The sequence below is a fragment of the Abyssibacter profundi genome (assembly GCF_003151135.1).
GTDB lineage: Bacteria > Pseudomonadota > Gammaproteobacteria > Nevskiales > OUC007 > Abyssibacter > Abyssibacter profundi.
This window is the reverse complement of the sequence record NZ_QEQK01000014.1, coordinates 55,512-71,534: the sequence shown is the minus strand read 5'-3', so window position 1 is coordinate 71,534 and position 16,023 is coordinate 55,512. Positions and strand designations below refer to the sequence as shown.

At 63.3% G+C, this 16,023-nt stretch carries 15 protein-coding genes; 3 read left to right on the top strand and 12 right to left on the bottom strand.

The window, feature by feature from the left end:
* Positions 1-58: 58 nt before the first annotated feature.
* From DEH80_RS14435 to DEH80_RS14405, 7 genes are all read right to left on the bottom strand, one after another.
* Positions 59-2,713, bottom strand: coding sequence for an acyl-CoA dehydrogenase (locus DEH80_RS14435; protein WP_109721217.1), 2,655 nt, complete (start codon positions 2,711-2,713; stop codon positions 59-61).
* Positions 2,714-2,950: 237 nt separating this feature from the next.
* The gene (locus DEH80_RS14430; RefSeq protein ID WP_109721216.1) at positions 2,951-3,835 is read right to left on the bottom strand and encodes an alpha/beta fold hydrolase; all 885 of its coding nucleotides are present in this window, start codon (positions 3,833-3,835) and stop codon (positions 2,951-2,953) included.
* A 6-nt stretch (positions 3,836-3,841) separates the two neighbouring features.
* Positions 3,842-4,435: a 2-hydroxychromene-2-carboxylate isomerase gene (locus tag DEH80_RS14425; protein WP_207774624.1), complete on the bottom strand. Its 594-nt coding sequence runs from the start codon at positions 4,433-4,435 to the stop codon at positions 3,842-3,844.
* A gap of 14 nt (positions 4,436-4,449) precedes the next feature.
* On the bottom strand, positions 4,450-5,409 hold the full coding sequence (locus DEH80_RS14420) for an alpha-E domain-containing protein (protein WP_109721214.1): 960 nt from the start codon (positions 5,407-5,409) through the stop codon (positions 4,450-4,452).
* Positions 5,409-6,854, bottom strand: a complete 1,446-nt coding sequence (locus DEH80_RS14415) for a circularly permuted type 2 ATP-grasp protein (RefSeq protein ID WP_243412825.1) — start codon at positions 6,852-6,854, stop codon at positions 5,409-5,411. The genes DEH80_RS14420 and DEH80_RS14415 overlap by 1 nt, the downstream gene beginning before the upstream one ends.
* Positions 6,855-7,010: 156 nt before the next feature.
* A complete protein-coding gene (locus DEH80_RS14410) occupies positions 7,011-7,688 on the bottom strand; it encodes a hypothetical protein (protein ID WP_109721212.1) in 678 nt (225 codons plus the stop codon).
* A 41-nt stretch (positions 7,689-7,729) separates the two neighbouring features.
* On the bottom strand, positions 7,730-8,398 hold the full coding sequence (locus tag DEH80_RS14405; RefSeq protein ID WP_133249258.1) for a hypothetical protein: 669 nt from the start codon (positions 8,396-8,398) through the stop codon (positions 7,730-7,732).
* A 193-nt stretch (positions 8,399-8,591) separates the two neighbouring features.
* On the opposite strand from DEH80_RS14405, the gene minC reads away from it, so the two are divergent.
* The 3 genes from minC to minE are packed head-to-tail and all read left to right on the top strand — an operon-like array spanning position 8,592 to position 10,352.
* A complete protein-coding gene (minC, locus tag DEH80_RS14400) occupies positions 8,592-9,263 on the top strand; it encodes a septum site-determining protein MinC (RefSeq protein ID WP_165831486.1) in 672 nt (223 codons plus the stop codon).
* Positions 9,264-9,282: 19 nt separating this feature from the next.
* On the top strand, positions 9,283-10,089 hold the full coding sequence (minD, locus tag DEH80_RS14395; RefSeq protein WP_109721209.1) for a septum site-determining protein MinD: 807 nt from the start codon (positions 9,283-9,285) through the stop codon (positions 10,087-10,089).
* Positions 10,090-10,091: 2 nt separating this feature from the next.
* On the top strand, positions 10,092-10,352 hold the full coding sequence (gene minE, locus DEH80_RS14390) for a cell division topological specificity factor MinE (RefSeq protein WP_109721208.1): 261 nt from the start codon (positions 10,092-10,094) through the stop codon (positions 10,350-10,352).
* Positions 10,353-10,365: 13 nt separating this feature from the next.
* Here the strand turns inward: minE and DEH80_RS14385 are convergent, their stop codons facing one another.
* The 5 genes from DEH80_RS14385 to DEH80_RS14365 all read right to left on the bottom strand — a co-directional run bounded on the left by DEH80_RS14385 (position 10,366) and on the right by DEH80_RS14365 (position 16,018).
* Positions 10,366-12,999: a hypothetical protein gene (locus DEH80_RS14385; protein ID WP_165831485.1), complete on the bottom strand. Its 2,634-nt coding sequence runs from the start codon at positions 12,997-12,999 to the stop codon at positions 10,366-10,368.
* Between the two features lie 100 nt (positions 13,000-13,099).
* Positions 13,100-14,413: a tetratricopeptide repeat protein gene (locus tag DEH80_RS14380; protein ID WP_109721206.1), complete on the bottom strand. Its 1,314-nt coding sequence runs from the start codon at positions 14,411-14,413 to the stop codon at positions 13,100-13,102.
* Between the two features lie 12 nt (positions 14,414-14,425).
* Positions 14,426-15,040, bottom strand: a complete 615-nt coding sequence (locus DEH80_RS14375) for an energy transducer TonB (protein ID WP_207774623.1) — start codon at positions 15,038-15,040, stop codon at positions 14,426-14,428.
* A gap of 9 nt (positions 15,041-15,049) precedes the next feature.
* Entirely contained in the window at positions 15,050-15,466 is a 417-nt protein-coding gene (locus DEH80_RS14370; RefSeq protein WP_109721205.1) for an ExbD/TolR family protein, read from the bottom strand.
* A 24-nt stretch (positions 15,467-15,490) separates the two neighbouring features.
* Positions 15,491-16,018: a MotA/TolQ/ExbB proton channel family protein gene (locus DEH80_RS14365; protein WP_109721204.1), complete on the bottom strand. Its 528-nt coding sequence runs from the start codon at positions 16,016-16,018 to the stop codon at positions 15,491-15,493.
* Between the last annotated feature and the right edge of the window lie 5 nt (positions 16,019-16,023).

The window sequence follows — 16,023 nt, the reverse complement described above, 5'->3', positions numbered from 1 at the left end:
GTTCAGGCGTCCTTGCGGTAAGAATGTGGCGCGCGCGTCCCTCGCGGGGCCTCCGGCGCTAACTGGTTTCTGACTCCGGCGTTGCCTTGGCTGACTTTCGAGACGCCGGCTTCGTGCCGGACGCCTTGGCCGCTGTCGCCTTGGTCCGGCTGGCGCTGGCCGCCGGCTTCCGCGTCGAGGTCTTGGACTTTGAACTTGCGGCCTTGGCGCGGGTGCGCTTGCGATTCGGCGCCGGCTTGCTACCCGGCTCATGCGGGTTGGAACGCGCAAACTCAGACCGCCCTGCAGCCATCTCGTCCGTCGTGAATTCGTCAACCCGAACCACCTCGGCCACCAGTTCCCAGGCCTTACGCAACGCGGTGGCCTCCTCGGCGGAGATCAGCCCGCTTTGCTCAGCCTCGTCGATTCGTTCCCGAGGGTGCGGGTGCTTGAGTTCGCCCTTCTTGAACGCCTTGACCAGCTTGGTCTCCAGCGATTCGGTCTCCAACACGGCCGCATGCGCTTGTCGCAACACGCCGAGGGGATGGGCGACATCCGTCGGCTGGTAAACAGCGGCGGCCAGCCGCTGCATGGCCGCACCAGGCTCCATCATCAGCCGAGCAACCTTGGCATTGGTGCCGTCATCCGCAGCGCGTGCCCGACGGCCCAGCGGGAAGATCACCAGCCGCAGCCCCCACATCAGCGGCCGCATCGGCAGGTGGTTGAGCACACCGTCCAAACGGTCCTCAATGCTGTGACAAAGGTCATCGAGCATCCACTGGACCAGCGGCAGGTCTTCCTCGGGCCGCCCCTCATCCTGGTACTGCTTGAGTACGGCACTGCCGATGAACAGCGCCGACAGCACATCGCCCAGACGGGCCGAAATGCCTTCGCGGAATTTCAGTGATCCGCCCAGCAAGGCCATGGCCACATCGGACAGCAAGGCCAGGTTGGCGCTGTAACGCGCCAGCCGCTTGTAGTAGATCGCGGTGGGGCCCGAATCCGGTGCGCTCGCCACCTGCGAGCCGGTCAGCCCCAAGACCAGCGAACGCGCCTTCGCCGAGGCGATATGCCCCATGTGCCCCATAAACGCCTGGTCGAAGTTGTCCAGCCCGCGCGCGGCATCGTCGTCGTTGACGGCATCCATTTCGCTCAGCACGAAGGGATGGCAGCGAATCGCCCCCTGACCGAAAATCATCATGCTGCGGGTCAGGATATTCGCACCCTCGACCGTGGTCGCCACCGGCGCACTCTGGTAGCCGCTGGCGATGATATTCCGAGGCCCGATACAGACCGCCTTGCCCGAGTGCACATCCATGGCATCAACGGCGATGCGCCGTGCCAGATCGGTGACATGCATCTTGGCAATCGCCGACGGGACGGAGGGTTTTTCACCCAGATCGACCGCCAATGCAGACAATTGACGCACGGCGTTGCAGGCGTAGGCCTGGGCACCGATGCGAGCCATCGCTTCCTGTATGCCCTCGAACTCGCCAATCGAGACGTTGAACTGCTTGCGCACTCGCGCATAGGCGCCGGTGGCATAGGCTGCCTGCAAGGCACCGCCGGTGCTTCCGGACGGTAGCGAAATGCCCCGACCCACCGACAGCACTTCCATTAGCATGCGCCAGCCCCGACCGGCGTTCTCGCGCCCGCCAATGATGGTATCCAGCGGTACGAACACGTCCTTGCCTCGAATCGGGCCGTTCATGAACGGGGCCGACAGCGGATAGTGGCGGTTGCCAATCTCCACACCCTTGGTGTCGTGCGGCACCAGCGCGCAGGTAATGCCCAGGTCTTCCTGGTCACCCAGCAAGTGATCCGGGTCATAAAGCTTGAACGCCAGTCCGATGACGGTCGCCACCGGTGCCAGGGTGATGTAACGCTTGTCGAAGGTCAGCCGCATACCCAGCGTCTTCTTGCCTTTCCACGTGCCTTCGCACACCACTCCCATGTCGGGAATGGAACCGGCATCTGATCCGGCGTAGGGGCTGGTCAATCCGAAGCAGGGAATCTCGTCCCCGACGGCCAGACGCGGGAGGTAGTAGTCCTTCTGCTCGTCCGTGCCGTAATGCAGCAGCAATTCGGCAGGCCCTAAGGAGTTGGGCACCGCCACGATGGAGGATGCGGTGGTCCCGCCGGCACTGGCGATCTTGGTCAAGACCGCAGAATGGGCGACGGCAGAAAACTCCAGACCACCGTAACGCTTGGGAATGATCATCCCGAAGAACTTGTTCTTCTTGATGAACTCCCAGGCGGCTGCGGGCAGGTCAGCCTGTTCATGCACGATTTCCCAGTCGTCGAGCATGCCGCAGAGCTGCTCGACGGGGCCGTCAAGAAAGGCCTGCTCTTCGTCAGACAGTCGAGGCTTGGGCAACGCCCCCAGCCGACGCCAATCCGGACGCCCGGAGAACAAATCCCCTTCCCACCAAACGGTGCCGGCTTCCAAGGCCGCCCGCTCGGTGTCCGACATCTCCGGCAACACGCTCTTGAAGAATTTGAAGGCCGGCGCCGTCAATAGTGATTTGCGCAACGCCTCCACATTGAGCACAGCCGCCACGCCAGCAAACACCAGCCAGAATGCGAGGAGCCAGCCCCAGGCCACATCGCCCAATAGACTCAGCACCAGCAGCAACCCGCCGATGACAGCCGTCGATGTTCGCAGCGAAGTGCCGCGGTAGGCCAAGGCGGTTCCGACGGCGATAAACGCCAGCAACCAGAGTAGCGTGCTCATATTCAACCTCCTGTCATTGGGCGGTGAAGGCGCTGCACCGAAAACGGCATCCCCGATCAAAGGGATGCTGCAATTGCCAGTTCGTGCTGCGTCAGCCCCACCAGTCAGGTGGTCGACCGCTGAAACCGGTCAGTGTTCAAGACATCGGCCCATGCGAGGCCATGGCTTGCCTTGAAGCAGCACGGCTTTGAGCATAGGGAAGGCCCTGCAGCGCCGCAAACGCCGCGCAACAGCCAACTAGTCGGCAAAGAATGCTTGCAATGCCTCGGCCACGGCCTGTGGCTGGTCATGGTGAAGCATATGGCCCGACTCCGGCACCACCTGCCGACGATGATCACGGAAACAGCCGCGACGGCGCTGCATTTCTTCATCGCCGGCGGCGGCCATCAACGGGGAATCGCTGGCATCGAGAAACAGCGTCGGCGCCGTGACCTGCTGCCAGACGGCATAGGATTCTGCAGCGCGGTACAGGATGGGGTTTCGCATGCGATGCCGCGGATCCGCCAGCAATTCGATCCGGCCATCGGGTCGGCGCTGCCCCCAGACCTTGGCAATGGCCAAGGCGCGTGCCGGCGTCAACCGGCTGTTGCGACGGGCAATGCGTTCGGCGAGCACCTCGAAGCTGTCGTAGCTGCGCTGCGCCGGAGGATCGCGCAGGGCGTCCAACCAACCGCCCAGGCGCTTCGGTGCAAGCTCCGGCGCCATATCCGGCAGCAGCAGCGAATCCAGCAGCGCCAGACGTGACACCCGGTCGGGCCGCACCCCTGCAAACAGACTGGACGCCTGCCCGCCCATGCTGTGACCGACCAAACGAACCGGACCCTGAGGATTGATCGCCTCGACCAGGGCATCGAGATCCGCAACATAGTCCGGGAACCAATAATGGTCCCCCTCCCACTGGCTATAACCGAATCCGCGCCAATCAGGCGCCACCACATGAAACCTGTGGGCCAGCTCGCGGGCAACAAACTGCCAGCTGCCACCGGTGTCCAGCCAACCGTGACAGCAGACCAGCAAGGGCCGCTCGGGAGAACCCCAGGTCCACAGGTGATAACGCAATCCACGGATGCGCAGCAGATGGCTGCGGGCTCCGCTGGCGGCCTCGATCGGCTGGGCGGTCATGCTGTGTCAGGCCGCCTGTTCGTCAAGGTAGCGCCGCAGCAAATCCAACCGATCGTTGCCCCAGAACAGCTGCTCTCCAACGAACAGGCTGGGGGCGCCGAATGCCCCCCGAGCCACCGCCTCTTCGGTGTTGGCCTTGAGTGCCGCTTTGATGGCGTCCTGCTCGGTCAGTGCCAGTATGGCCGGCGCATCCAGCCCGAGCTCGCTCAGCACGGCCGATACCACGGCAGGATCAGAGATATCCCGTCCCTGTCCCCAGTACGCACGCATGATGGCCTGGGCATAACGCTCGCCGTCTCCCTGCTGCTCTGTAACTAGCCCCGCCCGCAGGGCCAGAATGGTTTTGGCAGGAAACGTCTCAGGTGGTGTCAACGGCACCTTGTAGGCACGGGCCCACATCTGCAGGTCCGCCATCATGTAGCGCCCCTTGCTGGCCACGGTCGCCGGCGGGCGATTGCCCGTCGCCTGCATGACCCCGCCCAGAAAAAAGGGGCGATACACCAGTGCCACCCCGGCCTCGCGCGCCAGGGACGGCAGCTGTGTGGAGGCCAGGTAGGTATAGGGGCTGACGGGGTCCCAGAAAAATTCGATGGATGCCACCGGCATCTCCTCGCCTATTGGCTCTGGCTGGCCGACTCCTGCGCGAGCTCCGGCCGGAAATAATGCTCGGTGATGACGTTGCCCAGCTGCGCCAATCGGCCCTGCAGGTCATCGACGTAGTCGGACACCTGGGACTGGGGCAAGGCGGCCAGATCCGCTTCGGCGATCCGGCTGCGGATGGTGCGTGCGACACGCAGCGGTTGATCGTGATTGGGGATCCGCGACAGCGTCTGGCAGATGGCATCGAGATTCCAGGCCACCGACCGCGGAAAGTCGCGATCCTGGATCAGGAACTGCACCACCTTGGGCCCGGACACACGCCGGCGAACCTGCCGCCGATACATCTGGTAGGCCGTCAGCGACATCAGAACGCTACGCCACTGGATATTGGAGAACGGCAGCAAATCATCTTGGCGCTGCGGCAACAAACCGATTGCCGAGGCATCGACGATGCGCGAGGTCATGTCGGCCTGCTCCAGGCTGGAGCCCAAGCTCAGGAATCGGTACGCCAGATCGCGCGACATGTTCTCGTGCAGCATGCCGTCAACCAGTAGACAGCTGCGAATCACACGCTCTAGAAAGTCGCTGCGCCGGCGGCGCTCCAATGCCTGTGGCGTGGCATCGCGCACGAACCAGTAGAGCTTGTTGATCTCTTCCCAAATCTCGCGCGGCGTGATGTCGCGCGAGGACCGTAGAATCTGCCGGGCATTAGAGAGTGACGAGAGAATCGAGCCTGGATTCGCGTCGTCAACCAACAGGAAGCGCACCACGTTGGCTTCGGAGAAGTCGTCGTACCGCTCCAAAAAGCCGGCGCGGCTGCCGGTGATATCAACCACGGACTCCCAGGCCACGACCACTCGGCGCGGCATGTCGAGAATGAGGTTGGCATGCACGCTGGCCAGCCGGGCGGTGTTTTCGGCCCGCTGTACATAGCGGCCGAACCAGAACAGATTGTCTGCAACACGCGAAAGCATCAGTCGTCCACCTCGACAATCCAGGTGTCCTTGCTGCCGCCGCCTTGCGAGCTGTTCACCACCAGCGAGCCCTTGACCATGGCCACACGCGTCAGTCCGCCCATGGTCACGTACTGTGACTCGCCCGACAGGATGAAGGGCCGCAGGTCCAGATGACGGGGCTCGATTTGTGACTCCTCACAAACCGTGGGGCAGACCGACAGGTTCAGGGTGGGCTGAGCCATGTAGTTCCGCGGATTCTTGCGAATCTGTTCGGCAAAGGCCTTGCGCTCGGCCTCGGTGGCCCTGGGGCCGATCAACATGCCGTAACCGCCCGATTCATTGGCCGGCTTGACCACCAACTGGTCCAGGTTGGCCAGCACATGGTCGAGGTCCTGCTTGCGATGGCACAGAAAGGACGGGACGTTGGGGATGATCGGGTCCTGGTCCAGGTAATACTTGATGATCTCCGGCACGTAGGCGTACACGACCTTGTCGTCCGCCATGCCGCAGCCCGGCGCGTTGGCCAGCGCCACATTGCCCTTGAGCCAGGCGCGCATCAGTCCCGGCGCACCCAGCAGAGAGTCCGGATTAAAGGCTTCGGGGTCGATGAACAGGTCATCCACCCGCCGATAAATCACGTCCACCCGGGTCAGGCCCTCGACGCTACGCAGGTACACGCAGTCATCGTCGCCGACCACAAGATCCGGCCCCTCGACCAGCTCGATGCCCATTTGCTGCGCCAGATAGGCATGCTCGAAGTAGGCCGAGTTATAGATCCCGGGCGTGAGCAGCACGATCATCGGATCGTCCCCGTCCCGCGGGGAGAGGCTGGCCAACATCTCGTATAGCTCGGCGGGATACTCGTCCACCGGCAGGATGCTGCTGTGTTCAAACAACTCCGGGAACACCCGCTTGGTCACCAACCGATTCTCGACCATGTACGAGACACCCGAGGGCACACGCAGATTATCCTCCAGCACGTAGAGCGTGCCGTCGCCATCGCGCACCAGATCGGACCCGCAGATATGCGCCCACTGCCCATGCTTGGGGCGCATGCCCTGGCATTGCGGCCGGTAGTTAACCGACTGTTCCAACAGTTCGCGGGGGAACACACCGTCGCGAATAATCTTCTGGTCGGTGTAGATGTCCTGGATGAACAGGTTGAGCGCCTGCACACGCTGCTTGAGGCCCGCTTCGGTGCGAGCCCATTCCCGGCTGTCGATAATCCTGGGAAGAATATCGAACGGCCAGGTGCGATCCAGCATGCTGCCCTGGGAGTACACGGTAAACGTGATCCCCATTGACTTGATGGCCAGATCGGCGGCGACTCGGCGGTCGGCCAGCTCCTGGCGGCTCATCCCGGCCAGCGTATCGACAAGCGTTCGCGCTGAAGCCCGGGGTCGGCCGGGCGCTTCGAACAACTCATCAAAAAAACCGTTGGGGTCGTATTCAGACCAGTTCAAAGGCTCTCCCAAGAACGAGACGGACAGTGCTTCCCTATGAGGCTCCCACGGAGCGTGCCAGGATCGCAAGCCTGTTCGGTTGACGCCCTGGCGCTGCGGCAATCGCCGGTCGTTTCAGGGCATCCCGTTGACGATAGGTGGGGTGTTCAGCGCCTTTTAAACGTCCGGCTCGCCGTCCTCGGACAGGTCTGGCCCTTCGGGCAGGACGATAACTGAAGACGGGCGCGACTGGGCACGCTGATGATCGGCTACGAAACGCGCCAGCACATCGTCCAGCACCGCATCGAGGGCATCAGCGTACTCCAGCAACGGCACGTCCAAGGTCACGTCTTCGACGTCGGTCACGATGGCGTGTTCGTAGAGGCCGATGGGTGACAAGGGCTGTTGATCAACGCCACCCACCAACTCGATCGCCACGCTGAATTCATCCCGCACGCGATTGTCCACAGCCCCCAACGTCGCCCCCGTACTGGCACCGGCTTCGCGGGCCTGCTCAGGATCGAAGCGCTGGTCGATACGCAGACGCAGCTGCGGCGTATTGGGGTCGGCCTGCTCTGGCAAGGCCACCTGGGCCTGCCCCGCCTGACTCAGCAGATGGATGACACGTTTGCGAGCGCGCTCGGCCTGCGCGGGCGCCGGTTCGCCATTGACCCGATAGTCGACCCGCAGGGTCAACTGCGCCGGCAGGCTGCCGGGCGGGTGATCCGCCAGCGAGTCACGGCTGTAGGCAGGGTCCGGATACGAATCCAGGGTGACGCAGCCCGCCAATGCGGCCAGCAGCGCGCCCCCGACCCAACGGGCGGCGAGGGGCGTAAGCGTTGAAATTGCGGGCATCCATCACTCCATCGGTTAGCGATGCAACGCCCACTTGGACCTCAGGGATCCTCGCGAGTGTCCGGAACGAAGATAATCGGGTTGGATTCCTGTCCGGCGACATGCAAGTCCTTCAGAAAACTCGCGACCACGCTTTCGAGCATGCGCTGGTACGCCCCCGGGTAATCACTGGGTAGCAATCCGGACGTGCTGCCCCCGATGCGCGTCACCACCGCATGGCGGTAAACCCCGTTCTGCCCGGTGTCGTACAACACGTCACGGCGCCGGTTCTTGCGCGGGTCGGTTAACGAAATACGGACACTGAAATCATCGCGGATATCCCGATCAGCGGCACCGAATGTCATGCCCGACTGGAAGCCGGCGCTGCGGGCCTCGCCCTTGTCGAAGGTGTGATCGATGGACAGCTTGAGAATCGGCGTCACAGCACTAATGCCGGCCGGCGGCACGATCTGCGTCAGCCGATTGCGGCCCAACAGATCAGCGATGAAATCGCGCGAGGCGACAGCCTCTTCCGGTACGGGCCGGCCGTTGACCCGGTAGTCCACCCGCACGCCGAGAATCGGCGGCAAAACATCCGGCGCCTGGAACAGACGGTCGCGCTCGAACTCCGGCGCAGGAAATGAGTAAATGCGCGGGGCGCAGCCCGATGTGATCAGCAGGGTGCCGACCAGGCAGAGTCCGGTCGCGGTCAGGCGAGCGAGTTGGCGCATGGGCGTCGCTTCTTTAATGACGAGTAGGGAGGGTGATAGTTTACCGGGACTTCACACCCCAGGTGGCAGTTCGACGTATTCCGCCCCTGGTGACAAATGCCCTGATCCCGTAGACTTTTCGCGTGTTTTCGCACTGCATCATTCGTTCCAACACCCGACCGACGGCGTCCAAAGCCCAGGCCGAGACGCGCGCATGAGCCAGCCCGACATTCTGTTCAAGGGTCGGGTGATGAGCCTGACCGTCCTGCGTATCAACACGCCAGACCCCGAGCGCATCACCGCCGGCATCGAGGCTGAGGTCACCCGCGCACCCAAGCTGTTCAGCGGGCTGCCCGTGCTCATCGACCCCAATGGTCACCGGATCGATCTACCGGCGATTGCCGATGCGGCCCGGACCCAGGGCCTGGTCCCTGTTGCGGTAGTGGAAGCCGACGAAGACACGGCCGCCGCCGCCCGAGGCATCGGCCTCGGCGTGTTGCAGCGCGGCGCGCTGGATGCCGCCAACGGGACCAGCAACCGGCCGCGCTCGGAAGACCGGCCGGCCGCGCGCATCGTCGACCAGCCGGTGCGCTCCGGGCAGCAGCTCTACGCCCGCGGCACCGACCTGATCATTCGCGCCGCGGTCAGCCCCGGCGCCGAGGTCTTGGCCGACGGCAGCATCCACGTCTACGGCGCGCTGCGCGGCCGGGCACTGGCGGGCTGTCGAGGTGAAGAGTCCGCACGCATCTTCTGCCAGTCTCTGGAAGCAGAACTGGTCGCCATTGCCGGCAACTACCTAGTTGCGGAAGACATGGCATCCGAACATCGCAAACAGCCTTCCATGGTCCGGCTGTCCGATGAAAAACTTACGATCGAGACATTGTGATCGAGCACCCGAGGTAACTGTGGCCAAGATCATTGTTGTGACTTCCGGCAAGGGCGGCGTGGGCAAGACCACGACCAGCGCCTCGTTCGCCACTGGCCTGGCTCAGGCCGGACACAAGACCGTCGTCATCGACTTCGACGTCGGGCTGCGAAATCTCGACCTCATCATGGGTGTCGAGCGGCGCGTCGTTTTCGACTTCATCAACGTCATTGCCCAGGAAGCCACGCTCAAGCAGGCCCTGATCAAGGACAAGCGCGTCGAGAATCTCTACATCCTCGCGGCCTCACAAACCCGCGACAAGGATGCGCTCACCGAGGCCGGCGTGGCCCGGGTGATCGATGAGCTGTCCAAGGAGTTCGACTACATCGTCTGCGATTCGCCGGCGGGCATCGAAAAAGGCGCTCTGCTGGCCATGCACTTCGCCGATGAGGCCATTGTGGTCACCAACCCGGAAGTCTCGTCCGTTCGCGACTCCGACCGGGTGCTGGGCATCCTGTCGAGCAAGACGCAGAAGGCGAAATCGGGCGAATCGGTCAAGGAACACCTGGTCATCACGCGCTACGACGCCAATCGCGTGGCCCGTGGCGAGATGCTTTCGGTGGAGGACGTCAAGGACATCCTCGCGATTCCGCTGCTGGGCGTGATTCCCGAATCCAAGGATGTGCTCAACGCGTCCAACCAGGGCTCGCCGGTCATCTCAATGCCCGATGTCCAGGCGGCTGAGGCCTATAAGGACCTGGTGGCCCGCTTCCTCGGTGAAGAACGCGCCCATCGCTTCCTGGACCCCAGCTCCAAAGGCTTCCTGAACCGGCTGTTCGGAGGCTAGTCATGGCATGGATGGACATTTTCCGGGCCAACAAGCCCACCACGGCCCAGCTCGCCAAAGAGCGCCTGCAGGTCATCGTCGCGCATCAGCGGGCCGGGCATCTGCATGCGCCGGATTATCTGCCCAAGCTGCAGAAAGAACTGCTGGACGTGATCCGCAAATATGTTGCGGTGGGTGAGGATGCCGTCAATATCGAGGTCGAGCGCGATGGCGACACCGAAATCCTCGAGCTGAACATCACGGTACCCAGCGCCAAGGGCTGACCCGCTGACTCCGTCACCGGGCCGACTCAGGCAGTCGAACCCGGGAGATCTGATAACGCGCAGTCCGCGGCGCACTGCCGTAGAGTCGTGACACCAGCACCGCACCCCCGGTCACGGACGGGTCGGCCACGGCCAGGACACCCAGCTGGGTATAGGGCTTGCCATCAATCGTGATCGGCGCGAGCGCCCCAGAGGCCAGGCGGACATGACGGTCAATATCATGGATCGCCAGCCGATGTAGACACATCTCGACTTGGCGGCCGCCGGGCTCACAGCTGATCCACTCGCTTTCCAGCGTTAGCCACTGCTCTTCAGACACCCAGGGCGCCACCGAGACCAGATGGGCCGCGCTCGAGCCACCAAGGGTCAGGGGCAGTGCCCCCTGGCGTGCCCACTGGCCGGTGACCGGATCGCTCAGCACGAAATGCCCTCCGTCATCCAGCAGCCAGTCATCACGCCCGGTCAGTCGCAGCATGCGCAACGCAGCGGCGCCGACCGTCTCCAATGCTTGCTGCCCCAGGTACTGCAATCCCGTCGCACTGACCTCAAAGTGCACCAGTTGATCCGGATAACGAAATGCGTGAACCAAACGCAGCGGCGGCGTGGCATCCAGTTGCCATCCAGCCCCGATCAAAGCCCGATCACTGGCCATCAGCTCTCCGGTCGATACCGACCAGGTCACCGGGTCTGATTGCCGCAGGGTCTCACTCAGGTGAATCTGGTCGAACCGGTCGGCCGCCAACTCTGCGACCACGCCAGGAAACGGAAAGACACGGGTCGCGGCTGCCGGATTGTCGGCCACGGTGTCCAGTGCCACGGTCGTCATGCGCCCATCGTGGCCGACCAGCAGCACATCTTGATCCGGGCTGAGCGCCAGGCCCAGAGGCTGCTTGTCCAGCGGCACCGTCACGCTGTCCAGCGACATCACGTCGTAGAGATAAAGCGCGTGTTGGGGATAGTCGGACAGCAACGCGATCAGTCCCCGTGCGGGCAACCCGCGCGCGGCCACCACGTTGTGAGCCAGGAACTGCCGCTCGTCGACCACCAGTGCATCCAACTCCGGGTGTGTCCGGGGTGTTCGGTACGGCCCCGGATCCGGCTCGAAAGGCAAGGCGCGTGGCGCGGCATCCACGTCGAGAATGGCGAGCGCGTAGGCCTCGCTCTGCTCTCCAACCGCGCGCGTCAGCAACATCACCTGTCCGGGTTCTGCCAGTGGATAGGCAGCGACCGGGTGCTGGGGGACGTTCTCGCCACCCACCACACGATCCGTCAGCAGGTAGTCACCCCACAAACCGAGCGCCTCGGCGGAGAAAATAGACAGCACCCAGCGGCAGGCTGCCTCCTCAGCGGCCACGCAAGCCGCCGCAGAGCCCTGAATGCCCAAAACCCGCGCCCCGCCGCCAGCGGACGCCACCGAGTGCCACATCGTGTTGTCAAAGAGAGCAGGCCGATATCGCGGATGGCGCAATGTCCCGGCGTAGACCAGTGCACCGTCCGCATTTGTCTCCAGGGAGTCTCCGCAGATCGACTGGAATCGACCCTCCACCGGCCCCAGCGGACGCAAGGGTCCGCAATCCGCCAGATCGTCCTCACCGACCCCCTGCCATTGGGGCCCTTGGTCCCGATCCAGCGACCACAGACTGTAGTGTCCGGTCGCCAAACCCGGCGTGCTCATGAGATAGAGGGTGAGGCCATCCGGGTGCAACCAGAGCATAGAGCGCTGAACCTGCTGCTCCGCCCTGCGCCAGCTCGTCTCAGCCGCAGGCAGCCAGTACAGCGCCTTTGGCGAATCATTGCGCACCCCGACCGCGTAGAGGGTCCCGTCGTCAGCAATGGCGAGATCGTCCAGCGCATTGAATCCGCCCAGGTCGACCTGCCGTACAGGCGACATCATCACGGTGCCGTTGGCTTGCTGCAGCGCCACCACCTGCAGCAGCGAGAGGCCGCTTTGCACCAACACCAGCGTTCCGTCATTGGACAGGCGGAGTCGCTGCGCCGGCTGGTCGAGGGTGTACCGCGTCAGCTCTGCGCCATTGGCACCATAGGCCACTAATCCGGGCTCGGCCTCGGCCGCCAGAAGCAGCACCGAAGACATCGCTGAACTAAATGCGGAGTCGACGACTTCGTACGCCAGAGGATACAGCTGCAAGGGTGTCAGGCGCGCAAGCGGATCAGCCGGCTCCTCGGGCTCTGGGTAGTGCTGAACGGGGGGCGGCGTCACCAGATAACTGAACGACAAAACCACCGGGGAACCCGCAATGGGTTGGTCACAGGCTTCGTCACGACAGAAGTGCAGCTGCAGCTCTCCTGTGTGCAAGCCGGGGTCGAGCTCGCGGGCTGCCTCCACCCGGAAGTGAAGCAATGCCTGGGTAGACGACGGTTGCTCAAAATGCAGCCTGGAAAGGAACGCAGGGACTTCGCCGTGAGACACGAACAGTCCGTCCTTCGGCAGATGCGTTAGCCAAATAGAAACTGTTTCTTCGATGCGAGCCGTGTCGTCGCCGACCCGCTCGTAGCGAAACTCGGTTTGGGCGACGGACACGCTGGGCTGACGCTGTGCGTCCTCACCGCTCCCACCGCCGCCGCAGCCGGCGAGTAACAGGACCCACCCCGCCCACAGCAGGCGGGACCTCAATGCCTTGACCATTTGCATCCCCAAGCGGTCACAGCCACCTGTAGAGAATTGCAGGCGCTGAATGAACCATTCAGCGCGATGGTAGCAAGGCGAACGAAACACACAGGGGGCATCAGGCCCCGGTGCCGAGTGCCTCCACGTTGTTTTCTTCGGCTTCCAGCGCTTCGCGGGTGCGGCGTTCCAGCTCACGCTGGGCCTCTTCAATCGCGCGCAGGCGTCGGACCTCGTCGAGGGTGTACTGCTCCCACTTGGCCGCCGCCTTGAAGGTCCCCCGATCCTGCTTGGCCCGGCGGAACGCCTGGAGTGCGTTTTCGTAGCTCTTGGCGTTGAAGTGGGCCATGCCCAGCAACATCAGGTTGCCGGCTGAATTCTTCAGACCGCCCATCTGGTCTGCCTTGGCGGCCGCCGCAGCGGCTTCCCGGTATTCACCCGCGTTGAAATGCACGCCGGCGAGCCGGGCCATGAAAATGCCGTCACCCGTGACCTCGGCGGCACGGGTCAAGGCCGGCACGGCCTTGTCGCGCTCGTTGGCCTGGGCCCAGGCATTGGCCAGCGTCTCCAGGTTCTTCTGCGATTCCTCGACACGACCGGCCTTGATGCCCTCTTCCAGGATACGGCCCGCGCGGTAAGGCACCTGCTGCCCCAGCCACATGTAGGCCAAGTTCACCAGGTCGCTTTCGCTGGTCAGTGCGCCATGCTGGTGAATCGCATCGAACACCGCGAGGCGCTCGGCGTCGCGGCCCAGCTCGGAATACATCCCCGCGAGCTGCTTCATGTAGCCCACCTGCGGCGAAATGGTGATGAGCTGCTCGAACACCTTGGCGGTGTTGGCGTAGTCCTTTTTGCCGAAATAAATCGCGGCCTTGAGACGCAACCAGGACTCCTGCACCGGTTTGCCGGCCTCGCGATCCAGACGCAGGGCGATGTCCAGGTTCTCCAGCGCCTTGTCGTGCGCGTCGTTCTGGTAATACGCCTGCGCCAGCATGATGTGAGCGGTGGGCGTTGGCTGATCCACATCAGACAGCCAAGATTCCATGAAGCGAATGCACTGGTCGTACTGCTCGGTCTGGAAGTACAGCTGCGCCATGGTGTACTTGGCTTGCTGCTTCAGCCCATCCGTGGAATCTGGCTCGCGCAGCACATTGCGGTAGGCCTTGATGGCGGCGTCGTACTGTTCCTGGTTGGCGTAGATGAAGGCGTAGAAATTCCACAGCTGCGCCTTGGCATAGCTGTTAAGCCGGTCGCTGCCCTTGAGTTCGTCCAGCACGGCGATGGCCTCGTCGTACTGGTTGGCCTCCGCCAGCTCCTGGGCGCGCGTCAGTTGATCGAAGGTCCTCGCATCGATCCCGCCCTGCTGGGCCAGTGCACCGGCACCAAACAGCAGGGCGCAGGCGCCCGCCAGACGAATCATCCACGTGGTCGGCATCAGGGTCGCTCGTTATTTCTGCAGTCGGAAGACGACGCGGGTGCGCACACCCGGCACCTCGATGGGCTCACCGTTCTCGACGCGCGGCTTGTACTTGTAGCGGCTGGCGGAGTCGATGGCAGAGCTATTGAACACGGAGTTCGTTGACTCGATGACCACCGGATCGCGCACCGTACCCGAACGGGTCACCGTGTACTCCAGCACCACCTCGCCCTCCAGCCCGCGACTCAGTGCCGCACGCGGGTAGCGTGGCGCCACCTTGACGATGGGCAGGTACTCACCGTCGCTGGCCGACAGGCCGCCGCCGATGCTCAGATCCAGGTTCGTCGCGACTTCCTGAGGCGCGGCCAACTGACCCACCGTGGCATTGCCGTCGATCTGGTCGAAAGCCTGCTGCGGCACCTCGGGTGGCGGGGTGTCATCCAACTGCGGCTTCTCCGGCTTCTCGACCGAACGCTGGGTCCGGATCTCCGCCTCAGGCATGAACACGTCTGGCAGCTTGACCAGCGGGCTCTTGTCCAAATCGCGGTCGGCAAACTCGATCAGCGTGACCATGGTCATCAGCAATCCGCCGGTGACGGCGGCTGCTGGTGGCATGACAATGAATGTACGAACGATTCCTAGCATGAGGTTCTCCTAGCCACCGTTTTCCGTGGCGAGCGATACCTTCTCGGGCGGGACCACCTCGCGGGCCTGGTCCAGCACCTCGGTGAAGGTCTTGACCGACGCCAGTTCGTCGGCCTGGATCACGACGCCGCCTTCCGGATTCTCGGCATGGAGGCGTTCGATGTTTGCGCGTACCGAGCGAATGTCGATGCGGCGCTGGTCCACCCAGATGCTGTTGTCCTCGCGAATGGCGATGAGCACCGAGGGGTTGTTCTTCTGGTCGGCCGTATTGGCCTGAGGGCGGTTCACTTCAACGCCCGTTTCCTTTACGAAGGTCGCGGTGACGATGAAAAAAATGAGCATGATGAACACAACGTCGAGCATCGGGGTCAGGTCGACGTTGCCTTCTTCTTCGGCTTCATCCTGGGATGAGAATGAACGGGCCATGGGGTTTCCTCGCAGGCAGCCGGGTCAGTGCACGGGTTCGAGCTGCGCATCCACGCGCGCCCGCCGCTGGGTGACCAGCTGGTTCAGATAAATATTGGCGAACAGACCGGACAGGGCAGCGACCATGCCGGCCATCGTGGGAATCGTTGCGCGAGAGACACCGCCGGCCATGGACTTGGCATCGCCGCCGCCGGTGATCGACAGCACGGTGAACACCTCGATCATGCCGGTCACGGTGCCCAACAAACCAAACAGCGGGCACAAGGCGATCATCACCTTGATCAGCCGCAGGTTTTGCTCGATGGACACCCGCATCTCGGAGATCAGCTTCATCCGGACCGCATTGGCGTACCAAGAGGTCTGATCCGAGCGCTGCCGCCAGGCTTCAAGCGCCCGCTTCAGGTCACGCTTGAAGAAGAACAGGCAGTACACGAACCGCTCGAACAACAGCACCCACATCACGAACGTCAGGGCGGCGATCAGCAACAGCACGACTCCACCGGAGCCGAAGAAGTTGGCGATCGCCTCCTGGGCGTCGAGTAGCAGGAGCATGGCGA

What these genes read in the sequence shown, in the direction of transcription:
- DEH80_RS14435 (WP_109721217.1), bottom strand. Translation starts at nt 2,713, where the DNA reads ATGAGCACGCTACTCTGGTTGCTGGCGTTTATCGCCGTCGGAACCGCC.
- DEH80_RS14430 (WP_109721216.1), bottom strand. Translation starts at nt 3,835, where the DNA reads ATGACCGCCCAGCCGATCGAGGCCGCCAGCGGAGCCCGCAGCCATCTG.
- DEH80_RS14420 (WP_109721214.1), bottom strand. Translation starts at nt 5,409, where the DNA reads ATGCTTTCGCGTGTTGCAGACAATCTGTTCTGGTTCGGCCGCTATGTA.
- DEH80_RS14410 (WP_109721212.1), bottom strand. Translation starts at nt 7,688, where the DNA reads ATGCCCGCAATTTCAACGCTTACGCCCCTCGCCGCCCGTTGGGTCGGG.
- DEH80_RS14405 (WP_133249258.1), bottom strand. Translation starts at nt 8,398, where the DNA reads ATGCGCCAACTCGCTCGCCTGACCGCGACCGGACTCTGCCTGGTCGGC.
- minC (WP_165831486.1), top strand. Translation starts at nt 8,592, where the DNA reads ATGAGCCAGCCCGACATTCTGTTCAAGGGTCGGGTGATGAGCCTGACC.
- minE (WP_109721208.1), top strand. Translation starts at nt 10,092, where the DNA reads ATGGCATGGATGGACATTTTCCGGGCCAACAAGCCCACCACGGCCCAG.
- DEH80_RS14385 (WP_165831485.1), bottom strand. Translation starts at nt 12,999, where the DNA reads ATGGTCAAGGCATTGAGGTCCCGCCTGCTGTGGGCGGGGTGGGTCCTG.
- DEH80_RS14380 (WP_109721206.1), bottom strand. Translation starts at nt 14,413, where the DNA reads ATGCCGACCACGTGGATGATTCGTCTGGCGGGCGCCTGCGCCCTGCTG.
- DEH80_RS14375 (WP_207774623.1), bottom strand. Translation starts at nt 15,040, where the DNA reads ATGCTAGGAATCGTTCGTACATTCATTGTCATGCCACCAGCAGCCGCC.
- DEH80_RS14370 (WP_109721205.1), bottom strand. Translation starts at nt 15,466, where the DNA reads ATGGCCCGTTCATTCTCATCCCAGGATGAAGCCGAAGAAGAAGGCAAC.
- DEH80_RS14365 (WP_109721204.1), bottom strand. Translation starts at nt 16,018, where the DNA reads ATGCTCCTGCTACTCGACGCCCAGGAGGCGATCGCCAACTTCTTCGGC.